The organism is Palleronia sp. LCG004 (genome assembly GCF_032931615.1).
In the GTDB taxonomy this organism is placed as follows: Bacteria; Pseudomonadota; Alphaproteobacteria; order Rhodobacterales; family Rhodobacteraceae; genus Palleronia.
This window is the reverse complement of the sequence record NZ_CP136762.1, coordinates 91408-111490: the sequence shown is the minus strand read 5'-3', so window position 1 is coordinate 111490 and position 20083 is coordinate 91408. Positions and strand designations below refer to the sequence as shown.

Here is a 20083-nt window from a genome sequence, read left to right as displayed (position 1 = left end):
CGGGCATATCGGTCAAAGGCGTTGCGGCGGCCCCGCGCATCGCGCATTCAGGGTCCATGATCGGGGGGGGCCAGGCCGATGACGGATGCGACGACCGGACGGGCGGGGCCGCTGGCGGGGATCAAGGTCCTCGATTTCTCGCGCATCCTGTCGGGCCCCTATGCGAGCATGGTGCTTGCCGATCTGGGGGCGGAGGTCATCAAGGTCGAGACGCCCGGAACGGGCGACGACACCCGCAACTTTCCGCCGTTCCAGGGCAGGCTCAGCCATTATTTCATGGCGCTGAACCGCAGCAAGAAAAGCGTCGCGCTCGACCTGAAATCGGACGAGGGCCTGGCGATCGCGCGGGATCTGGCGGCGCAGAGCGATATCGTGCTCGAGAATTTCCGCCCCGGCGTGATGGAGCGGCTGGGGCTCGGCTTCGAGGCGTTGAGGGCCGGCAATCCGGGGCTGCTCTATTGTTCGATCACGGGGTTCGGCCGGGACAGCGCGCTCGGCGACAAGCCGGCATTCGACATCGTGGCGCAGGCCCTTTCGGGGGTGATGAGCGTCAACAGCGAGCCGGGAGAGGCCCCGATCAAGCTCGGGGTTCCAATGGGGGATCTGGCGGGGAGCATCTTTTCGGTCTTCGGCCTTCTGGCGGCCCTGCACGAGCGCAACGCGACCGGGCGGGGGCGGCATGTCGAGGTCGCGATGCTCGACAGCCTGATCGCGCTGCAGGGCTACCTGTCGCAGATCTATTTCGTGACGGGCGACAGCCCGCGCGCCGTGGGCAGCCAGCATCCTAGCATCCTGCCCTACGGGTCGTTCCCGACCTCGGACGGGCACGTGATCGTCGCCTGCCTGACCGAGGGGTTCTGGAGGAACTTCGCGCGGTGCCTGGGCCATGCGGAGCTGATCGAGGACGCGCGCTTTGCCGTCTATGCGAGCCGGCTGGCGAACCGCGAGCTTCTGCACGGGATCATCACGACGCGGATGAGGCGCGACAGCACGGAATACTGGCTGGCGCGTCTGAGCGAATACGACGTGCCCAACGCGCCGATCCTGTCGATCGGCGAGGCGCTGGACCAGCAGCACGTGCGCGACCGGGGATTGATCGAGACGGTCGAGCATCCGACCGAGGGGACCATGCGGATGGTCCGGGGGCCGATCCGGTTCGACGGCGAGGGCCCGTCCGCGAGCACGCCCCCGAGCCTTCTGGGAGAGGACACGGCGGAAGTGCTGAAAACCGAGATCGGCCTGAGCGACGAGCAGATCGAGCTGCTCGCCGCCAAGGGGATCATCAGGCTGGTGGAGTAGGGCGGGGGCCTCAGGCCTCGGCCGCGTGGGCCTCGCGCCGGTCGCGGGCATACCGGCTGAGCGCCAGATAGCGATAGAGCCCGTGGACGAACTTGCCGTAGGGCATCGTCAGGAAGAAGGTCAGCACGGCCCCCAGATGCAGCGCCAGAAGCGGGCCCAGAAGCATCGTCTCGCCCAGGACGCGCAGGGCGAGGCCGGTGGCCCCCGTCAGGAACAGGATCAGGATGAAGCCGTATTCCATGCCGCGGAAATCCATCGACCGCAGATCCGAAAGGCGGCCCGCCTTGGCAGATGTCAGGCCGACCGTGCCCGCGACCAGCCCGATCCCGCCCGCGATCCCGAGAAGCGGCGGGAGGTTCCACCACGCATAGGGGGCGTGCCAGCCCAGGAGGTAGTGATAGACCGTCGCCAGCGACGTGGAGGCGAAGCAGAGCAGGAAGCCGTAGAAGGTGAAGTGGTGCCAGAGGCGGCGCCGGTCGTTCGGGCGGTCGTCCTCGTTGAAGCAGCCCTGGCCGCCCCCGTCGAGATAGGTCAGCCGCGCCGCGTCATGGGCGGCCCGGCCGTGATCGGCCGCGCCGGTATCGGCCACGCCGGTATCCTTCCAGAAGGCCCGCGCGCCCATGCCGATGGCGACGAGCATCCATAGGAACGCCGCGCCGAAGATCGCGATCATCACGTTGTGGGGCATCAGCGCGTAGAACCGTTCGGGCGCGAGATGCGCCGTCCAGAACGCGCCCGGTTCGTTGAAGGCCGCGAAGCCCAGAACGAAGAGGGCGAAGGTCAGGGTCGTGCCGATGGCGAGGACCGTGCCGTGCCGCGCGAAGAGGGGCCGCGCGGCGGAGGGCCAGGCGTAATGCGCGTAGCTTTCGTTGCGGACCTGCGCCAGCACCTTGGGCACGTTGACCTCGTATTCGTGCGGCGGAGAGAACTGGCAATCGTGGTAGCAGGCCCCGCAGGCATGGCAGAGATTGGCCAGGTGGTTGAGGTCGCCGTCCGAGAAGGAGCGGCGCATCTCCATCGCCGGGAAGACCGCGCAGAGACCTTCGCAATAGCGACAGGAATTGCAGACGGTCATCAGGCGGTCGGCCTCGGTGAGGGCCGGAGTGCTATGTTGCATGTCGTGCGGCCTCCTCGCCCGCGATGCGTCCGAAGACGGCACCGATCGTCATGCCGATGCCGGCGGCATAGCCCTGGCCCAGCACGTTGCCGGCCATGATCTCGCCGGCGGCGAACATGTTGTCGGACGGTGTGTTGTTGCCATCGTCCCGCAGGATCCTGGCCTGCGCGTCGACCTTGACGCCCAGATAGGTGAAGGTGATCCCGGGTTTGACGGGATAGGCGTAGTAGGGCGGCGTGTCGATCCGCTGGGCCCAGTTGGTCTTTTCGATCTCGAGCCCTCGGGTCGTGTTGCCGTCCTTCTCGTTCGTGTCGAAGGGTTTGCCGCCCACGACCGCGTCGTTGAACGTGGTGACGGTCTTCTCGAAGGTGGCGGGGTCGAGGTCGAGCTTTTCCGCGAGTTCGGCCAGCGTGGGGGCCTCGATCGGCGGGTACAGCGACGGCATGAAGCGCTTGATGTTGGGCGCGTCGAAGACGATGAAGGCCGTCTGGTCGGGCTGGTTCGCCACCAGACGCCCCCAGATCGCGTATCGCTTGGGCCAGATGTCCTCGCCCTCGTCGTAGAAGCGTTCGGCGTTCTTGTTCACGACGATGCCGAGCACCACGCAATCGAGGCGGGTGATGATGCCGCCGTCGTATTTCGGGGCGCGCGCGTCGATGGCGACGGCATGGCACTGGCTGGCATCGCCGATCTGCTGCAGGCCGTTGTCGATCAGCATCCGCGTGACGGTGCCGCGGTTGTAGGGCGTGCCGCGCACGAGGAAATTGTCGGCCTTGTCGCCCCAGCCTTCCTTGAGCCAGTCGAGATCGGCCTGGAAGCCGCCGCAGGCCGCCACGAAGCTCTGGGCCGAGATCGTCGTGGACCCGCCCGGATGGCGGATGGTCGCGCGTTCGAAGCGTCCGTCGACGATCTCGAGGTCGGTGACCTCGTGTTCGTAGCGGATCTCGACGCCCAGATCCTCGGCGGTGCGGTAGAGGGCGTTCAGCATGGACCGCCCCCCGCCGAGGAAGAAGGAATTGGTCCGCCCGAGGCTGATCGTCCCGCCGAGCGACGGCTGGAACCGCACGCCCTGTTGCTGGATCCAGTCGAGCATCGGCTTCGACTTGGCGATCATCATCCGCGACAGCGCCTCGTCGGTATTGCCGGAGGTCACGCGCATGAGGTCGTCGAAGAACTCGTCCTCGGAATAGGGGCCGGTCAGCGTGTCCGTCGCGTGGTCATGGGCGCAGCGCATGTTGCGCGTGTGGCGCGTGTTGCCGCCGCGATAGAATTTCGGCGCGCCCTCGACCACGAGAACGCGGCGACCGGCACGGCGTGCGGCGATCGCGGCGCAGAGCGCGGCATTGCCGCCGCCCGCGACAAGGACATCGTAATCGGCCATGCGTCAGCTCCGGTCGGTCATGCGTGCGAGAACGGGGAAGTACTCGGACGAATAGCCCGCCGCCTGCGCTTTTTCCATACGGGCCTTCGCAAGCTCGGCCCCGGGGGCGCGGAAGCCGGTGAATTCGGCCAGGTCGAGCGCGTAGCTTACGTCCTTGAGCGCGTAATCGGTGGGGAAGGCATGTTCGGGGAACGTGTCGGGCAGCATCGCCTTCATGCCGTGGTTGCGCAGAGCGAAGCTGTCGGCCGATCCCTTGGAGAGCGTGTCGAAGAGCAGCGCGGGGTCCACGCCAGCTGCGCGCCCGAGGCTGAGCGCTTCGGAGAGGGCGACGACGGTCTCGAAGAGGACCATGTTGTTGAGGATCTTGACCACCTGGCCGCAACCGACATCGCCGCAATGGGTCACGTCGCTCGCCGCGTGGCCGAGCAGGGGGCGGAGGGTGTCGAACACGTCGTCCGGGCCGCCGACCATGATCGACAGGGTGCCGTCGATGGCGGCCTGCCGGGTGCGCGCGACCGGCGCATCGGCGAAGCGGATGCCCCTGGCCGCCAGCTCCTCGCCGATCTCGCGGGTGAGGCTGACGGGGGCGGTGGACATGTCGACGACGAGCAGGCCCTCGCGGCCATGTGCCAGCACGCCGTCCGCACCGCGGATCACCTGTTCCACCTGCGGGCCGCCCGGAAGCGACAGGAAGAGGATGTCGACGCCCGCCGCGAGGGCGGCGAGGCTGTCGGCCGCCGTCGCGCCCATCGCGACGAGGCGTTCGACGGGGGCCGGGTTCGGATCGAAGACCCGCATTTCGGCACCGGATTTCTTCAGCAGGTTGGCGCAGATGGGCTCTCCCATCACGCCGAGACCGGCGAACCCGAGGATCTGGTTGGACATGTTCACTGTTCCTTTGTCAGGCGGGTCTGGAACGACAGCAGCGAGGTGCCGCAGAGCGAGCCGAGATAGGCCGTCTCGCCGTCGCGCGAGAAATCGATGCTCGCGATGTTGCCCAGCAGGCTGTCGCCGCATTCGTAGAAATGTTCGCGCCCCATGCGCCCCTCGGCCAGCGCCGTCTCGACCGTGTCGACATGGGCGGGGTCGCAATCCTCGAGGATGAGATCGACGGTGCCGTCGGGCGACACGCGCCAGAGCCTGTTGGCCACGATGCAGGTGACCCAGAGATATCCGTCGCGGTCGTAGCGGATCCCGTCGGGAAAGTCGCCGCGGCCGAACTGTGCCACCGTCGTGCGGTTGGTGAGTTGCCGTCCGTCGAAATCGAAGCGGGTGATCCGGCGCGAGAACGTCTCGGCCACGACGAGGCCCGCCCCGTCGGGCGTCAGGCGGCATTCGTTCGCGAAGCAGATGTCGTCGGCGATGATGCGGGGGCCGTCATCGTCCACCACGATGATCAGCCCGTCGGCCACCTTGTCGGTATAGGCCGCGAAGCGCGGACGGCTGACCGTGCTGACGGTGATGAAGAGCCGCCCCGCCGCATCCGTCATGACGAAGTTCGTGGCCGACAGGAAGACGCCGTCGACCTCCATCAGGTGCGGCGTGAGATCCCCCTCGGGGGAGAGGTGCCAGAGGCCGCCGCCTTCGCCGATATTGGCGATGAGGAAGCCGCCATCGGGCAGCGGCGCGATCCCGTTGGGGATCAGCTCCTCTCCGCCGGGGCGGGGATCGGCCGGGCCGAGAATGCGCACGCTGCCATCCGCGTGGACGAGGCTGACGCCGCGCCCGCGATGCGACGCGGCCAGCAGGTCGTCCGACAGGACATGAACGGATTCGGGGCGATAGAGCCCCCGGCCCAGTCGCGAGACCTGGTCCATGTCGAGACGCGGTGTTTGGTCCGTGGTCATCAATCTTCCCCCCCGAAACGATCCCTGGGTGCCGCCTGCGCGGTGCGGGCCGGGCAGGAGAGCGGATCAAAACTCTTGCTAGAGCATTTACGATGTTCTAACAAGAGGATCAACTGTTCTATCAGAGAGACCGAGCGATTGACCCTCGACGCTGCCATTGCCGATCTTCCGAAGCTGTTCGCGGCGGATGCCCGGCTGGTGGAGCGGAGCAGGCACGCGGCCGTCCGGCTCCTCCTCGAAGGGGGCGGCAGCGGATGGATCCTCGGTCTGGCGGACCGGAAGCTGGGCGTGAGCAGGCCCGAAGGCCCGATGCCCGGATGGGACATCGCGCTGCGGGGGGATGCGCGGGTCTGGCTGGATCACTGGCAGGCCGTGCCGCCCGTCGATGCGGCCGACATCTTCGGGATGCGGCGCGCGGGCCGGCTGGCGATCGAGGGGAACTTCCTGCCGTTCATGCGGCATCTGCAGGTGGTGAAGGACATCCTCGCCCTGCCGCGGGCCGCGCGATGAGCCCGCGCTTCGATCCGGTCACGGGGCGGTATCTGAGGCTCGGGATCGGGGGGCGGGAGCACCGCGTCCATGTCGAGGAGGCGGGGCAGGGGATCCCGCTTCTGTGCCTGCACACCGCGGGGGCCGATGCGCGCCAGTACCGCGACCTGATGCTGGACGACGGCGTCACCGACCGGTTTCGCGTGATCGCCTTCGATCTGCCGTGGCACGGCAAGTCGAGCCCGCCGGAAGGCTGGCAGGACGAGGAATACCGCCTGTCGACGGAAAGCTACGTGGCCACGATCCTGGCCGTTTCGGAGGCGCTGGAGCTCGACCGGCCGGTGATCCTGGGCTGTTCGATCGGCGGCCGGATCGTGTTGCAGCTGGCGGCGGATCATCCCGACCGGTTTCGCGGCCTGATCGGCGCGCAGGCCGCGGCCTGGCAGGACCCCTGGTACGATACCGACTGGCTGCACCGCCCCGACATCCATGGCGGCGAGATCTGCGCCGCGCTGATCTCGGGGCTGATCGCGCCCGGCGGGCCGCCGGCCGACCGGCACGAGACGCTGTGGCATTACATGCAGTCCGGCCCCGGCATCTTCAAAGGGGATCTGTGGTTCTACCGCGTCGACGGGGACCTGCGCGACACGATCGCGCGGATCGACACGACGCGCTGTCCGCTGTGGCTGCTGACGGGGGAATACGACTTTTCGTGCCTGCCGCGCGACACGCTGGCGACGGCGGCCGCGATCGAGGGCTGCGAGGTCCGGGTGATGAGCCGTCTGGGCCATTTCCCGATGAGCGAGAATTACGAGCAATTCGCCGGATACCTGCGACCGATCCTCGACGGGATCGCGACGCGGGACCCTGCGTGACGAGACGACAAACCGGGAGGAAACGACATGATCAAGAGATGTTTGCTGGGTGCCGCGGCGATCACGGCACTGACGGCGGGAGGGGCTCTGGCCCAGGACGAGGTGCTCAAGATCGGGGCGCTCGTCACCCAGTCGGGCGCGGGGGCCAGCTGGGGCAACGGCATGCTGCACGCGGCGCAGATGGCCGCCGAGGACGCCAACGAGGAGGGCGGGCTCGACGTGGGCGGTACGAAGTACCGGGTCGAGGTCATCGCCTATGACGACAATTACAAGGCCAACGAGGCCGTCACCGCCGCCAACCGGCTCGTCTACGAGGACGGGGTGAAATACATCATCGGCACGGTGGGGTCGGCCCCGATCCTCGCGATCCAGCCGATCACCGAGCAGGAAGGCGTCATCACGATGACGCTGGGCTTCACCAACCAGGCGCTGTCGGCCGACAAGCCCTATACCTTCCGGCCCAATCCCACGACCGGCGAGGTGGCGCAGCCGCAGATCGACTGGATCGTCGAGAACCAGGGCATCAAGACCGTCGGCGCGCTGTTTCCCAACGACGAGACCGGCGAGGCGATCGCCGACGACATCTCGGAAGCCTATGCGAATGCGGGTGCCGAGCTGACCGTGCGGGAATTCTTCGAACGCGACCGGGTCGATTTCGTGCCGCTGCTGACGCGGATCCTGTCGCAGGGCGTCGATGCGATCGAGCTCGACGGCAATTCGCCGGTCACGGCGGGCCAGATCGTGCAGCAGGCGCGCGACATCGGCTTCGACGGGATCATCGTGCGGACCGGCGGGCCGGCCACGCAGGAGATCATCAACGTGGCCGGAGAGGCCGCGACCGAGGGCATGTTCGTCCATTCGGCCTTCAACCCCGAGATCGAGTCGGCCGCCGCCTACGAGCAGCGCTATACCGAGACGTATAACGGCCAGATGAACGGGTTCTCGCCGTTCTTCTACGACGGCACCAAGATGCTGCTCGCCGCGATCTCGGAGGCGGGGACGGTCGACGACACGATGGCCGTGAAGACCGCGCTCGAGAACATGACCGATTACGAGGGCGTGCTCGGGACGCTCAACTGGACGGGCGAGGAGGCCTACGGGATCGCGCATCAGCTCGATTCCCCGTTCTACATCGCCCGTGTCGAAGGTGGTCAGGAAACCATCGTCGCATCCTGCACGACCGACGGATGCGAGTGATCTGACCCGTCCCCGCGCGGGCGGGTCGTCCGCGCGGGGACCTTTCGAAAGGTACCACAGATGAGCTTTCTCATCGCCCAATCCCTCATCAACGGCGTCATCCTAGGTACCTTGTACCTGATGATGGCCATCGGCTTCACGCTGGTCTTCGGCGTGATGCGGATCGTCAACTTCGCCCATGGCGAATTCTACATGATCGGCGCGTTCATGGCGCTGATCGGGGTCACGTGGCTGGGGCTGCCCTATCCGGTGACGCTGGCGCTGACGGTCGTCGTCGCGATCCTGCTGGGCGTGCTGGTCGAGCGCGTGGTCTTCCGGCCGTTCCGATCGGACGAGCTGTCGGGGATGATCGCGTCGCTGGGGCTGGCGCTGATCCTGCAGAACGGCATCCTGATCCTCTTCGGACCCGATCCGCAGGCGTTTCCGTCGATGGCCTCGGGCGTCTATCGGCTGGGCGAGCTCATCGTGCCGAAATCCCGCGCGCTGACGCTGGCGGTCGGGGTGGTGATCCTCTTCGGGTTCTACCTGATGCTGATGCATACGCGCTTCGGGCGCGGGCTGCGGGCGCTGGTGCAGGATCAGGAGGTCGCAGCGCTCTACGGTGTGAGGCTCGAGATCATGTATCCGCTCGGGCTCGGGATCGGGGTGGCGCTGGCCGCCGTCGCGGGCGGGCTGATGGCGCCGCTCTTCGGGGTGTCGCCGTTCATCGGGGCGACGCCGCTTCTCAAGGCGTTCATCGTGGTGATCCTGGGCGGGCTCGGCTCGATCCCCGGGGCGGCACTGGCCGCGATGCTGCTGGGGCTGATCGAGAGCTTCACCACCTCCTTCGTGAGCGCGGCCGCGGCCGACATCCTGACCTTCGCGCTGGTCGTCCTGGTCCTGCTGGTGCGGCCGTCGGGCATTCTCGGGCGAGGTGAGGCATGAGCCGCGACATCCCGAACGGCGGGGCGACGGGGGCGGTCTTCGGCCTCGCGGTCGTCCTGGTGGCCCTCGTGCCGTGGCTGACCGGAAGCGCCTTTCACTTCCATGTGGGGATCATGGTCTGCCTCGCCGCGATGGCGACGGCGGGTCTCGCCACGATCGCATGGGTCGGCCAGCTGTCGCTGGCGCACGGGGCCTTCGTGGGGATCGGCGCCTATGCGTCGGTCATCATGGTGACCAAGCTGGGTCTGCCCTTCGTGCTGGCCATGCCGGCGGCGGCGGCGGTCGCGGGGGCGATCGCCTTCGCGATCGGCACGCCGCTGCTGAGGTTGCGAGGCGTCTATTTCGTGCTGATCACATTCGCCCTGAACGAGCTGTTCCGGCTGGTCATGCTGGAATTCCCGTCGGTCTCGGGCGGGTCGAGCGGGATCGCGGGCATCCCGAAGATCAGCCTTTTCGGCCTGCGGCTGACGGCGCAGTCGGACGTCTATGTCTTCACCCTCGCGATGCTGGCGGTGGTCTTTGCGCTGCTTTTCGTCATCCGTCGTGGGCCGCTCGGGCGTCGGTTCGCGGCCGTGGAGGAGAACCACGACCTGGCGGAATCCTCGGGGATCCCGGCGGCGCGGACGCAGAACCTGGCCTTTGCACTGGGAAGCGGGATCGCCGGGTTCACCGGCGCGATCATGGCCCATTACATTGGCTTCATCTCGCCCGAGACCTTCGCCTTCCAACTGTCGGTCTCGTACGTGATCCTCCTGGTCGCGGGCGGCAGGCTGATCCTGGCGGGACCGCTGGTCGGCGCGATCATCCTGACGCCGCTTCCGGAATTTCTGCGCGGAGCCCAGGAATACCAGCACATCATCTACGGCGTCGTGCTGATCCTGATCCTGCGGTTCCTTCCCGGGGGGCTGACATCGCTGCCCGGTCGCATCCTGCGGATGGGAGGTCGGACATGAGCACGATCCTGGAACTGAAAGGGCTGGGCAAGCGGTTCGGCGGGCTCACGGCGCTGTCGAATGTCGATCTGCGCGCCGGGGAGGGCCAGATCACCGGGCTGATCGGGCCCAACGGCGCGGGAAAGACCACGTGCTTCAACCTGATCACCGGGACGCTTTCGGCGACGTCGGGACAGGTCGTTTTCAAGGGCGAGGACACGACCGGGTTGCAGCCGCACAAGCTGGTCGAGCGCGGGCTCGCGCGGACGTTCCAGTCCGCGACCACGTTTCCCGCCGCGACGGTGCGCGAGAACATCCTGCGATCGGCGCTGCTGCGTCACCGGGTGGGACCGCTGCAGACGCTGTTCGGCGGGGCGGCCGCAAAGCGGGCCGAAGCCGCGGCCGCGGGCACGGTCGAGGAGGCGATGGACGCGCTGGACCTGACCGACCATGCCGACCGCCTTGCGGGAACGCTGGCCTATGGCCACCAGAAGCGGCTCGGCGTGGCGATCGGACTGGCCACGCGGCCGGATCTTCTGCTGCTCGACGAGCCTGCGGCGGGCCTGAACCCCGAGGAGGTGGACCGCTTCGCGACGATCCTGGGCACGTTGCGGAGCCGCTTCGGCCTGTCGATCCTGATCGTGGAGCATCACATGCGCCTGATCATGCGGGTCTGCGATCACATCGCGGTGCTGGATCACGGCGAGAAGATCGCCGAGGGCACGCCCTCGCAGATGCAGAACGACCCGAAGGTCATCGAAGCCTATCTGGGGGCCGAACATGTCGAGTGATCTCAAGATCCGGAATCTCAGCGTGTCCTACGGCCCGGTCGAGGCGCTCCACGACGTGAGCTTCGACGTGGATGGCGGGCAGATCGCGGCCATGGTCGGATCGAACGGCGCGGGCAAGAGCACGGTGCTGAAGGCCATCACCGGCCTCGTCGTCCCGAGCGCGGGCACGATCGAGGTCGGCGGCGCGCAGATCGCGCCGAGGCCGGGTGACGCGCTGAAGCACGGCGTGGCGATGTCGCCCGAGGGCCGCCGCCTGTTCGCGCGGCTCGGCGTCGAGGAAAACCTGCTGATGGGGGCCTACACGGTCTCGGACGCCAAGGCGCGCAAGACGATGCTCGACCGGGTCTACGGGTTCTTTCCCCGGCTGAAGGAGCGACGCCGCCAGATGGCGGGGTCGCTGTCGGGCGGGGAGCAGCAGATGGCGGCGATCGGGCGCGCGCTGATGGCGCAGCCGAAGGTGCTGCTGCTGGACGAGCCGTCGCTGGGGATCGCGCCGATCATCGTGGCCGAACTCGGGCGGATCATCACCGAGATCAACCGCGACCTGGGCGTCACCGTGCTGCTGGTCGAGCAGAATGCGAACATGGCGCTGTCGCTCGCCGAACGCGGCATCGTGCTGGAAACCGGGCGCGTGACGATGACCGGAACGGGGCGGGAGCTGCTCGACAGCCCCGAGATCCGCAGCGCCTATCTTGGAACATGAGAAGAGGACCCACTTCATGAAACAGCAGGAGCTGACCCTGTGCGAGCCATCCCCGGACCGGGTGGAGCCGCTTCTGATCGGCGGGCATCCGGTTCCGGGCGACGGAGACGTGCTCGACGTCGTCAACCCGGCCGATGGCAGCCTGATCGGGCGGGTCTCGACCGCCGGCCCCGCGCAGGTGGCCCGCACGATCGCGGCGGCGGGCAGGGCGCTCGAGCAGACGGGCTGGGCCGGGCTGCAACCCCACATGCGGGCGGCGATCCTCGGCCGTGCCGCAACCGAGATCGAGCGGCAGGCCGACCATCTCGCCTCGCTCCAGATGCGCGAGAACGGCAAGACGCGGGCCGAGAGCCTGGCGCAGGCCAATGCGGCGGCGGGGATCTTCAGGTATTACGCCGCCGTCTGCGAGGCGGCCGAGGACACGATGCCGCCCGCGCGGGGCGATTATTTCACGATGACGGTCCACGAGCCGGTGGGCGTCGTCGCGGCGCTGACGCCCTGGAATTCGCCCCTGACGATGGGCGCGCAGAAGATCGCGCCGGCGCTTGCCGCGGGCAATGCGGTCGTCCTGAAGGCGGCCGAGACGACGTCGTTCGTGTCCATCGCGCTGGGTCAATGCGTGGTGGCGGCCGGACTGCCCGACGGGCTTCTGTCGGTCGTGGCGGGGGGCGTCGAGACGGCCGTGGCTCTGGTCGAGGATCCGGGCATCGGCATGATCAGCTTCACCGGCGGCACCTCGACGGGGCAGAGCATCGCGCGGGGCGCGTCCGACCGGCTGGTGCCCATGATCCTGGAGCTCGGGGGCAAGTCGCCGCACGTGGTCTTTGCCGATGCCGATCTGGACGCGGCGGCCAAGTCCGTCGCATCGGGCATCTTCGGCGGGACGGGCCAGAGCTGCGTCGCGGGATCGCGGCTGTTCGTCGAGAGCTCGGTCGCCGATGCGTTCCGCGAGCGGCTGATCGCCGCCGCAGAGGCCATGCGGGTCGGGCCGCCCAGCGATCCCGACAGCGTGCTGGGGCCGCTTGCATCCTTCGCGCATCGCGACCGGATCGAATCCTTCGTCCAGCGCGGGCGGGATGCGGGGGGCGAGGTCGTGCTGGGCGGCGCGCGGCCCGAGGGCGACGCGTTCCGCGACGGGGCCTATTACCTGCCGACGATCATCGGCGGGATCGACAACTCGGCCGACATCGCGCAGGAGGAGATCTTCGGTCCGGTCCTGTGCTTCATGACCTTCGAGGACGAGGCGCAGCTGGTCCAGGACGCGAATGACAGCGTCTATGGCCTCGCGGCCGGTCTCTGGACCGCGGATTACCGCAAGGCATGGCGGGTCGCGCGCAAGCTGCAGGCGGGCACGGTCTGGATCAACACCTACAAGCAGCTTTCGATCGCCGCGTCGTTCGGCGGGTTCAAGCTGTCGGGGTTCGGCCGCGAGAAGGGCATCCAGGGCATGCGGGCCTACCAGCAGCCCAAGAGCCTCTACTGGGCGCTGTAGGTCAGAGGAAGGCGAAGCCCTCGGTCACGATCGACCGGGGGACGAGGCACGAGCGGGTTTCGACCCGCCGTGCGACCCTCGTCCTGACGCCGCCGCCGCCGGCGGGGCCGCAGCAATAAAGGGCGAGCACCTCCTGCACCGCGCCGTCGGCCTGCGCCTTCTGCGGGGCGCGGACGGCGAGGCGGATCCGCACGTCCGGGGCCGGCAGGTCGGCATCGCGCCAGAGCGATCCGCCATCGTCGTCGAAGCTGGAGCTGACGCCGATCATGTCGATCCGGCGCGGCAGATCGCCGAGCCCGCGAATGGCGAGGCGTTCGGTCAGCGTCGCGGCGGCGAGCTTTGCCCGCTCGAGGCATCCCGGCCCCGCATAGGAGATCTCGGCCTCGCCCAGCCAGTCGCCGTGATAGCCAAGCGTCGCCTTCAGCATGCCGGGGCGGGGATGGCCCCGCGCGCCCGACACCCTGACGCGGTCGGGGCCGGTCTCCTCGATGCGGACGCCGGTGATGTCGAGCGTGACGTCGGGCGTCACGTAGGCTGCGGGATCGTGCACCTCGTAGAGGAGCTGTTCGGTGACCGTGGCGCGGTCGATGCGGCCGCCGGTGCCCGCGGGCTTGAAGATCTCGATCGTGCCGTCGGCCTCGATCCGTCCGATCGGAAAGCCGATCCGGGCCATGCCGGGAACGGGCTTGCGGGGCGGATCGGCGAAATACCCGCCCGAAACCTGGCTGCCGCATTCGAGCAGATGGCCCGCCAGCGTGCCTGCCGCGCAGAGATCGAGATCGTCCCAGTCCCAGCCGTGATGCGCCACCAACGGCCCCAGGACCAGTGCCGGATCGGCGATGCGACCGGCCACGACGATCTGCGCGCCCGCGCGGATGGCGGCGGCCACCTCGTGCGCGCCGGTATAGGCGTTGGCCGAGACGAGCGGCCCCGGAGGGGGCGGCAGCGCGCCGTCCTCGGGCCAGGGCTCGGCCTTGGCGGGGTCGAAGGCGTCGCGGATGTCGTCGCCGTGGACGATGGCGATGCGCGGGTTCGGCAGGCCCTGTTCGGCGGCCATGGCCGCGATGGCCCGCGCGGCGGCCGGCGGATTGGCGCAGCCGAAATTGCCGACGATGGTGACGTTCCCCTTCAGGCAGGGCGCGAGGATGGGGCCGAGCATCTGCGCCAGCAACGGCTCGAACCCGGCATCGGGATCGCTGCCGCGGGCGAGCTGACCGAGGGCGAGCGTCCGCTCGCCGATGGTCTCGAAGATGATCGTTCCGCCGCCGCGTTCGGCGATCTCGGCCACGACCGGGATCGCCGCATCGACCCGGTCGCCCGAGAAGCCCGCGCCCGACCCGATGAGGCACGGCTCCGTCATGCGGAGATCCCCCCGGGGCGGGGCCGGAAGGGCCGCCCCAGCACCATCCCCGTCACGGTCAGCAGGGTCGCCGCGGCAAGCGCCAGATGCGACGGCCAGACGGCCAGCGCCGCGGCAGGGGCGTAGAGCGCGACGGATGCCCACCGCGATCCGCGTATCTTGGTGCCCGACAGCAGAAGCGAGAAGGCCGTGACCAGGACGAACCCGGAAAACGCGGCCTCGGCGATCTGGAAGCCGGTGCCGGACCAGAGCATTCCGGGATAGGTCAGGAACATGAAGGGCACCACGTAGGTCACCGCCCCGAGCCGCACGGCGTTCAGCGCCACGCCGAACCACGGCGTGCCCGCGATCGACGCCGCGACGAAGACCGCCACGCAGAGCGGTGGCGTGATGACCGAGATCGTCGCGAAGTAGAAGACGAACATGTGCGCGGCCAGCGGTTCGATCGCGATCTCGATCAGCGCCGGGGCCATGACGGCGGCGACCAGCACGTAGGCGGCGGTGGTGGGAATGCCCATGCCGAGGATCAGGCAGGCCGCCGCCACGATGAGCCCGACGAGGATCATCGACTGGCCGCCGAGCGCGACCGTCAGCGACGAGATGGTGACGCCGACGCCCGTGAGGTTCACGAGGCTGACGAGGATCTGCGCGCCCGCCAGCATGACGAAGACGATGACGATGCCCGATCCGGCCTCGGTCAGCCCGGCGACGAGCCTGCCCGCCGTGCGTCTCGGGTCGCGGTTGACGAAGAGGTCGCCCACGATGAAGGGCAGCAGCATCCCGATGATCCCGATCCCGGCCGCGTAGGCCACCGAGCGGCCATCGACCAGCATCCACATCAGCCCGCCGATGCCGCCGATGATCGGAAGCAGCCGCAGGGGGGTCAGGACATCGCGGGCCGCGGGGATCTCGTCCTCGGGGACGATGCCGTAATTGTTGCGCAGGGCGATCAGGTGGATCGTCGTGAGCGCGCCGTAATAGAACAGCGCGGCGGGGATCAGCGCGGCGAGTGCGACGCGCAGGTAATCGACGCCGACGATCTCGGCCATGATGAAGGCGGCGGCCCCCAGGATGGGGGGCGTGATCTGCCCGCCGGTCGATGCGACGGCCTCGACCGCGGCGGCGAGGGGGGCGGGATATCCGATCCGCTTCATCAGCGGGATGGTCATCGCGCCGGTGGTCGCGACATTGGCCACGGCGCTGCCGTTGACCGTGCCGAAGGAGGCCGAGGCGATCGTGGCGATCTTGGCCGCGCCGCCGACCCGGCGGCCCGAGACGAGGATGGCGAGGTCCATGAAGGTCTCGCCCCCGCCCGAGCGCAGCAGCATGGCCCCGAAGAGCACGAAGGCCGCGATCATCGTCGCGGCGATCCCGGTCAGGGTGCCCCAGACGCCGATATCCGACAGGAGCAGCGTTTCGGTGACGAAGCGGATGTCGTAGCCGCGATGGCCGAGACGGCCCTCGATCAGATGGCCGTAGAAGACGTAGGCGATGCCCACGAGGATGAGGATGGGGAATGCCAGCCCGACGGCACGGCGCGACAGCTCCATGATCGCGAGGACAAGGACCACGGCCAGCGCGATGTCGGTATTCGTGGCCAGCGGCAGCGTCGTCATGATCGTGGGCGCGGTCACGGCCACGTAGATGCAGGCGGCGAGCGAGCCGGCCCAGAGCACGGCGTCGAGCGCCATCGCCCAGATCGGCGTGCGTCCGTTCACCCGGATCGGGAATGTCAGGAAGCCCAGCGTGAGGACCAGCGCCAGCATGACGGATCGCTGCACGAGGGCGTCGAACGGCCCCGAAAGGGCCGTCCAGAGGATGAAGCAGCCCGTCGCCAGCGACAATCCGTTGCGAAGGGCGACGTGAAGGCTCGAACCGGGGTGAGCTTCGGGCTCACCCGCGGCGTTTTCGTCCCGGATGCTCATTCGGCCGGACGCAGGCGATCGGGCACTTCGACGCCGATTTCTTCGTAATAGCGGATCGCGCCGGGATGCAGGGGCGAGGTCGAGAGCTCCATCGTCATCTGGGGAATGTCGGACCCCTTGAGACCGGCGAAGGCGGCCGCCTGGACGGTCTCGTCCTCGCAGATGGCCTTGGTGATCCGGTAGGCGGTTTCCTCGTCCAGATCGGGACGCGCCATCGTCGTGGTGGCATAGGCCCAGGTGGAATAGGCCGGAATGCCGGAGGCGGCCTCGCCATCGGCCACGTCCACGATCGAGAGGCTCGGGAGTTCGGCCTCGATGGTGGCGGCCTGTTCGTCGGTCAGGCCCAGAACGCGGATCGGCGTCAGGGTCGAGATGTCGATGGAGGACGCGTCGAGATTCTGGCCCGCGCTCGACTTGACGTAGCCCGTGACGCGGTTGTCCTTGATCTGGTCGACGATGTCGCCGGTCGATCCGCGAACGAAGTCGGGCGCGATCTCCAGCGCGGAGAAGACCGCCTCGGCCGTCGCCTCGGTGCCCGAGCCGACGATGCCGGGATTGAAGCGGGCACCTTCGAGGCCCGAAAGCTCGGTGATGCCGCTGTCCTCGCGCACGACGACATTCTGGAGCGACACGCCGTAGACCCAGAGGACGAGACCCTCGTAGGGTGCGCCCTCGAAGTCGCCTTCGCCGTTATAGACGTCGTAGGCCACGTTGGTCGTCACGAGGCCCATATCGACCTGATTGCGCTGAAGGCGGCGCAGGTTGTCGAGCGTGGCGCCCGTCTCAACCACGTTGGTCTCGACGCCGTCGACCTGGTTGTTGATGACCTGGCTCACCGCGACGAAATAGCCGTAATGGCTGGACGAGGATGCGGTCGAGCCGATGGCGAGACGCTCGGTCTGCGCGTGCGACAGCGCGGGTGACAGGCTCGCGGCCACCAAAAGCCCGGCCTTGATCAAGTTGTTCATGTGACGTCCTCCCTGAGATCCGATCCCATTACGTGGCGTGCTGCGTCCTGACCGGGATCGGTATGGAAAGGAGCAGGAACGACGCCGACTTGCCGTGCGTATCCAGCGACAGGGCCGAATTGACGCCGCCTTCGAGCGCGTCGTCGAGAACGAAATTCATCGCCGGCAGATTCGGCAGAAGATAGCGGCGGACGCGGCCCACGCCGCGATGCGCGAACGCGCGGGCGACGGCGGCCTCGGTCACATGCTCGACCAGATGATCCCAGTCGTCCGCGTCGTAGGGAATGACCGAGATGTTCTGGCGATTGCCCTTGTCGCCGGATCGCCCGTGCGCAAGCGTGTGCAGCTCCACGAAGGTCATCGCCCGTCCGTCCACTTCGTCGAGTGTTCAGGTGAAACCATGTCTAGGTGTTCTGCCTGTCGGTTCATGTGTTCTGTTTTTAAGCGGATGGCGTCGGATTGCAAGTCCGATTTGGCGCAGCGGTGTCAGGAGGCTGCCGGGATGGGCGGGTCGGGTGACGATCGGGTTCAGTACGGGAACTTCCCGCCGAGCCCGGTGCTGAGCTCGCTCGCCGCCGAGGTGAGGAGCGGCGTCATCCGTGCGACATCGTCGGGGGCGAAGCGTTCCCGCGGGCCGGAAAGCGACAGCGCGCCGATCAGCCTGTTGCGCCCGGCGAAGACCGGGGCCGCCATGCCCGCGCAGAGCTTGTCCCGCTCGCCCAGCGACAGCGCGATGCCGCTTTCGCGGATCCGGTCGAATTCCTCGCCCGGTTGCCCGGTCGCGCCGAATGCGATCAGCACCTTGCCCGCCGCGCCGCGGCCGATCGGAAGGCGATCCCCCTCGCGGACGCGGTCGAGCGTGGAATGGTTGGAGTTCATGCGGAACAGGCACAGCCGCTCGGCCTCGGTCTGGCGGACGTGGAAGGACGGGCTTTCGACATCGGCGGCGACCAGCCGTTCGAAGATCGGAAAGATGTAGTGCTTGAGCGGGTTGGTCCGCTCGTAGGACATTCCCAGCTGCAGCACGGCGGGCCCGAGGGCGTATTTCGCCTCGTCGACGCGGATGACGTATCCGGCATCCAGGAGCGACTCGAGCAGGCGCAGGATCGTGCTCTTGTAGAGCCCGGTGGCGCGGGAGAGTTCGGAGAGATTGCGCGGCATGTCGCTGGCTTCGAGTGCCGCGACGATCGAAAGGGCGCGATCCACGGCGGCGACGCCGCGGGATGCCTTTTCCGTCGTTTCAGATGTCATGGGCGGGTCCACAAGCTTCGGGTGAGGGGATTGGCGTTCTGTTTAGCAGAACAGACATTTCAGTGTAAGACAGAACGGCGTTCCCGTCGGACGGGAATACCGACCGTGGCGACACCGATGGCGTGCGGTGTTCCGCGAGGAGACGGCAGCGCGGCCCGCAGGCCCGGCCCGTGCGTCAGTAGGACTTGGGCAGCCCCAGCACGCGCTCGGCGATGTAGCAGAGCGCCAGTTGCGGCGAAACCGGTGCGATCCGGGGGATCAGGCTTTCGCGCAGGTAGCGTTCGACATGGTATTCCTTGGCATAGCCGAACCCGCCATGGGTCATGACCGCTTGCTGGCAGGCGTTGAACCCGGCTTCGCCGGCGAGGTATTTCGCCATGTTGGCCGTCGCGCCGCAGGGCCTGCCGGTGTCGAATTCCCATGCCGCCTTGAGCACCATCAGCCAGGCGGCCTCAAGTTCCGAGCGGCAGATCGCGAGCGGATGCTGGATCGACTGGTTCTTGCCGATGGGCCGGTCGAAGACATGCCGTTCGTTCGCGTAGCTGGCGGCCCGCTCGATCGCGACCATGCCGAGCCCCACCGCCTCGGCGGCGATCAGGATGCGTTCGGGGTTCAGCCCGTGCAGGATGTAGCCGAACCCGGCCCCTTCCTCGCCGATGAGGTCCTCCTGCGGGATCTCGAAATCCTCGAAGAAGAGCTCGTTCGAATCGACGGCCTTCCGGCCCATCTTCTCGATCTCGCGCACCCTGATGCGGTCGCGATCCATCGGGGTGTAGAACAGCGAGAGCCCCTCGGTCGGTTTTCCCACCTCCTCGAGAGGGGTCGTCCGGGCGAGAAGCAATATGCGATCGGCCACCTGCGCGGTCGAGATCCAGACCTTCTGCCCGTTGACGACGTACCGATCCCCCCGCCTTTCGGCGCGAAGCTTGAGCTGGGTGGTGTTCAGACCGGTATTTGGTTCGGTCACGCCGAAACAGGACTTGGTCCGCCCTTCGGTCATGGGCCGGAGCATCCGGTCCTTCTGCCCGGGCGTGCCGTGGAGTTCGACGGGTTTCAGCCCGAATATGTTGATGTGGATCGCCGATGCCCCCGAAAGCCCGGCCCCCGAGGCCGCGATGGTCCGCATCATGATCGCGGCCTCCGCCACGCCGAGCCCCGCGCCGCCATGTTCCTCGGCCGTGCAGATCCCCAGCCAGCCCTCGCTGGCGAGCGCATCGTAGAAATCGGTCGGAAATCCGCCGGTCCTGTCCTTTTCCAGCCAGTATTCGTCGCCGAATTTCCGGCAGATGCGCCCGACGGTATCGACGATGGCGACCTGATCCTCGGTAAGTTCGAAATCCATGACGTGATCCTTCCGGGAACAGGGGGATTTGCCATGCACCATAGAAAGGCGGGCATTCCGACGGAAGGCGCGATGTCCGCCCCCCTGGGATCGTTGCGGGAGACCGGTCCGGGGGCGTCGGCGGCTTATGAAGGGCGGGCGAGTTCGGACGCGTTCGCGCCGCGAGGGCGATTTTCGTGCCGTCGAAGGC

19 protein-coding genes are annotated in these 20083 nt (G+C 67.9%); 9 read left to right on the top strand and 10 right to left on the bottom strand.

Annotated elements, in window-relative coordinates; all coding sequences use genetic code 11:
• Positions 1-78: 78 nt before the first annotated feature.
• Entirely contained in the window at positions 79-1299 is a 1221-nt protein-coding gene (locus RVY76_RS17815) for a CaiB/BaiF CoA-transferase family protein (RefSeq protein WP_317377577.1), read from the top strand.
• A 10-nt stretch (positions 1300-1309) separates the two neighbouring features.
• Here RVY76_RS17815 and tcuB read toward each other — a convergent pair whose 3' ends face one another.
• From tcuB to RVY76_RS17795, 4 genes are read right to left on the bottom strand one after another with little or no spacing between them, the layout of a single operon-like run.
• Entirely contained in the window at positions 1310-2416 is a 1107-nt protein-coding gene (tcuB, locus tag RVY76_RS17810) for a tricarballylate utilization 4Fe-4S protein TcuB (protein ID WP_317377575.1), read from the bottom strand.
• On the bottom strand, positions 2406-3797 hold the full coding sequence (gene tcuA, locus RVY76_RS17805) for an FAD-dependent tricarballylate dehydrogenase TcuA (protein ID WP_317377573.1): 1392 nt from the start codon (positions 3795-3797) through the stop codon (positions 2406-2408). The genes tcuB and tcuA overlap by 11 nt, the downstream gene beginning before the upstream one ends.
• 3 nt (positions 3798-3800) lie before the next feature.
• The gene (locus RVY76_RS17800) at positions 3801-4682 is read right to left on the bottom strand and encodes an NAD(P)-dependent oxidoreductase (protein WP_317377571.1); all 882 of its coding nucleotides are present in this window, start codon (positions 4680-4682) and stop codon (positions 3801-3803) included.
• A gap of 2 nt (positions 4683-4684) precedes the next feature.
• On the bottom strand, positions 4685-5644 hold the full coding sequence (locus tag RVY76_RS17795) for an SMP-30/gluconolactonase/LRE family protein (RefSeq protein ID WP_317377569.1): 960 nt from the start codon (positions 5642-5644) through the stop codon (positions 4685-4687).
• Positions 5645-5782: 138 nt separating this feature from the next.
• Here RVY76_RS17795 and RVY76_RS17790 point away from each other — a divergent pair, with 138 nt between their 5' ends.
• From RVY76_RS17790 to RVY76_RS17755, 8 genes are read left to right on the top strand one after another with little or no spacing between them, the layout of a single operon-like run.
• On the top strand, positions 5783-6154 hold the full coding sequence (locus tag RVY76_RS17790) for a hypothetical protein (protein WP_317377568.1): 372 nt from the start codon (positions 5783-5785) through the stop codon (positions 6152-6154).
• On the top strand, positions 6151-7008 hold the full coding sequence (locus RVY76_RS17785; RefSeq protein WP_317377566.1) for an alpha/beta hydrolase: 858 nt from the start codon (positions 6151-6153) through the stop codon (positions 7006-7008). Before RVY76_RS17790 ends, RVY76_RS17785 begins: the two co-directional genes overlap by 4 nt.
• Before the next feature lie 27 nt (positions 7009-7035).
• Complete coding sequence (locus tag RVY76_RS17780; protein WP_317377564.1) at positions 7036-8205, top strand: ABC transporter substrate-binding protein; 1170 nt, start codon at positions 7036-7038, stop codon at positions 8203-8205.
• Between the two features lie 60 nt (positions 8206-8265).
• On the top strand, positions 8266-9129 hold the full coding sequence (locus tag RVY76_RS17775) for a branched-chain amino acid ABC transporter permease (protein WP_317377562.1): 864 nt from the start codon (positions 8266-8268) through the stop codon (positions 9127-9129).
• The gene (locus tag RVY76_RS17770; RefSeq protein WP_317377560.1) at positions 9126-10082 is read left to right on the top strand and encodes a branched-chain amino acid ABC transporter permease; all 957 of its coding nucleotides are present in this window, start codon (positions 9126-9128) and stop codon (positions 10080-10082) included. The genes RVY76_RS17775 and RVY76_RS17770 overlap by 4 nt, the downstream gene beginning before the upstream one ends.
• The gene (locus RVY76_RS17765) at positions 10079-10852 is read left to right on the top strand and encodes an ABC transporter ATP-binding protein (RefSeq protein ID WP_317377558.1); all 774 of its coding nucleotides are present in this window, start codon (positions 10079-10081) and stop codon (positions 10850-10852) included. Before RVY76_RS17770 ends, RVY76_RS17765 begins: the two co-directional genes overlap by 4 nt.
• Positions 10842-11555 carry an ABC transporter ATP-binding protein gene (locus tag RVY76_RS17760; RefSeq protein WP_317377555.1) on the top strand — a complete coding sequence of 238 codons (714 nt, stop codon included), beginning with the start codon at positions 10842-10844 and terminating at the stop codon, positions 11553-11555. Before RVY76_RS17765 ends, RVY76_RS17760 begins: the two co-directional genes overlap by 11 nt.
• 16 nt (positions 11556-11571) lie before the next feature.
• Positions 11572-13047 carry an aldehyde dehydrogenase family protein gene (locus RVY76_RS17755; protein ID WP_317377553.1) on the top strand — a complete coding sequence of 492 codons (1476 nt, stop codon included), beginning with the start codon at positions 11572-11574 and terminating at the stop codon, positions 13045-13047.
• 1 nt (position 13048) lies between these two features.
• Here the strand turns inward: RVY76_RS17755 and RVY76_RS17750 are convergent, their stop codons facing one another.
• The 6 genes from RVY76_RS17750 to RVY76_RS17725 form a co-directional block, all read right to left on the bottom strand.
• Entirely contained in the window at positions 13049-14407 is a 1359-nt protein-coding gene (locus RVY76_RS17750; RefSeq protein ID WP_317377551.1) for an acyclic terpene utilization AtuA family protein, read from the bottom strand.
• Complete coding sequence (locus RVY76_RS17745) at positions 14404-16332, bottom strand: TRAP transporter fused permease subunit (RefSeq protein ID WP_317377549.1); 1929 nt, start codon at positions 16330-16332, stop codon at positions 14404-14406. Before RVY76_RS17745 ends, RVY76_RS17750 begins: the two co-directional genes overlap by 4 nt.
• The gene (locus RVY76_RS17740; RefSeq protein ID WP_317377547.1) at positions 16329-17300 is read right to left on the bottom strand and encodes a TAXI family TRAP transporter solute-binding subunit; all 972 of its coding nucleotides are present in this window, start codon (positions 17298-17300) and stop codon (positions 16329-16331) included. The genes RVY76_RS17745 and RVY76_RS17740 overlap by 4 nt, the downstream gene beginning before the upstream one ends.
• A gap of 28 nt (positions 17301-17328) precedes the next feature.
• Positions 17329-17661, bottom strand: coding sequence for a hypothetical protein (locus RVY76_RS17735; RefSeq protein WP_317377545.1), 333 nt, complete (start codon positions 17659-17661; stop codon positions 17329-17331).
• 167 nt (positions 17662-17828) lie between these two features.
• Positions 17829-18551, bottom strand: a complete 723-nt coding sequence (locus RVY76_RS17730) for an IclR family transcriptional regulator (protein ID WP_317377543.1) — start codon at positions 18549-18551, stop codon at positions 17829-17831.
• Between the two features lie 175 nt (positions 18552-18726).
• A complete protein-coding gene (locus tag RVY76_RS17725; RefSeq protein ID WP_317377541.1) occupies positions 18727-19893 on the bottom strand; it encodes an acyl-CoA dehydrogenase family protein in 1167 nt (388 codons plus the stop codon).
• Positions 19894-20083 lie beyond the last annotated feature (190 nt).

Coding starts and splice junctions, on each gene's coding strand:
- RVY76_RS17760 (WP_317377555.1), top strand. CDS start 10,842: ATGTCGAGTGATCTCAAGATCCGGAATCTCAGCGTGTCCTACGGCCCG.
- RVY76_RS17725 (WP_317377541.1), bottom strand. CDS start 19,893: ATGGATTTCGAACTTACCGAGGATCAGGTCGCCATCGTCGATACCGTC.
- RVY76_RS17745 (WP_317377549.1), bottom strand. CDS start 16,332: ATGAGCATCCGGGACGAAAACGCCGCGGGTGAGCCCGAAGCTCACCCC.
- RVY76_RS17780 (WP_317377564.1), top strand. CDS start 7,036: ATGATCAAGAGATGTTTGCTGGGTGCCGCGGCGATCACGGCACTGACG.
- RVY76_RS17750 (WP_317377551.1), bottom strand. CDS start 14,407: ATGACGGAGCCGTGCCTCATCGGGTCGGGCGCGGGCTTCTCGGGCGAC.
- RVY76_RS17785 (WP_317377566.1), top strand. CDS start 6,151: ATGAGCCCGCGCTTCGATCCGGTCACGGGGCGGTATCTGAGGCTCGGG.
- RVY76_RS17770 (WP_317377560.1), top strand. CDS start 9,126: ATGAGCCGCGACATCCCGAACGGCGGGGCGACGGGGGCGGTCTTCGGC.
- RVY76_RS17795 (WP_317377569.1), bottom strand. CDS start 5,644: ATGACCACGGACCAAACACCGCGTCTCGACATGGACCAGGTCTCGCGA.
- RVY76_RS17815 (WP_317377577.1), top strand. CDS start 79: ATGACGGATGCGACGACCGGACGGGCGGGGCCGCTGGCGGGGATCAAG.
- RVY76_RS17730 (WP_317377543.1), bottom strand. CDS start 18,551: ATGACATCTGAAACGACGGAAAAGGCATCCCGCGGCGTCGCCGCCGTG.
- tcuB (WP_317377575.1), bottom strand. CDS start 2,416: ATGCAACATAGCACTCCGGCCCTCACCGAGGCCGACCGCCTGATGACC.
- RVY76_RS17735 (WP_317377545.1), bottom strand. CDS start 17,661: ATGACCTTCGTGGAGCTGCACACGCTTGCGCACGGGCGATCCGGCGAC.
- RVY76_RS17765 (WP_317377558.1), top strand. CDS start 10,079: ATGAGCACGATCCTGGAACTGAAAGGGCTGGGCAAGCGGTTCGGCGGG.
- RVY76_RS17740 (WP_317377547.1), bottom strand. CDS start 17,300: ATGAACAACTTGATCAAGGCCGGGCTTTTGGTGGCCGCGAGCCTGTCA.
- tcuA (WP_317377573.1), bottom strand. CDS start 3,797: ATGGCCGATTACGATGTCCTTGTCGCGGGCGGCGGCAATGCCGCGCTC.
- RVY76_RS17755 (WP_317377553.1), top strand. CDS start 11,572: ATGAAACAGCAGGAGCTGACCCTGTGCGAGCCATCCCCGGACCGGGTG.
- RVY76_RS17775 (WP_317377562.1), top strand. CDS start 8,266: ATGAGCTTTCTCATCGCCCAATCCCTCATCAACGGCGTCATCCTAGGT.
- RVY76_RS17800 (WP_317377571.1), bottom strand. CDS start 4,682: ATGTCCAACCAGATCCTCGGGTTCGCCGGTCTCGGCGTGATGGGAGAG.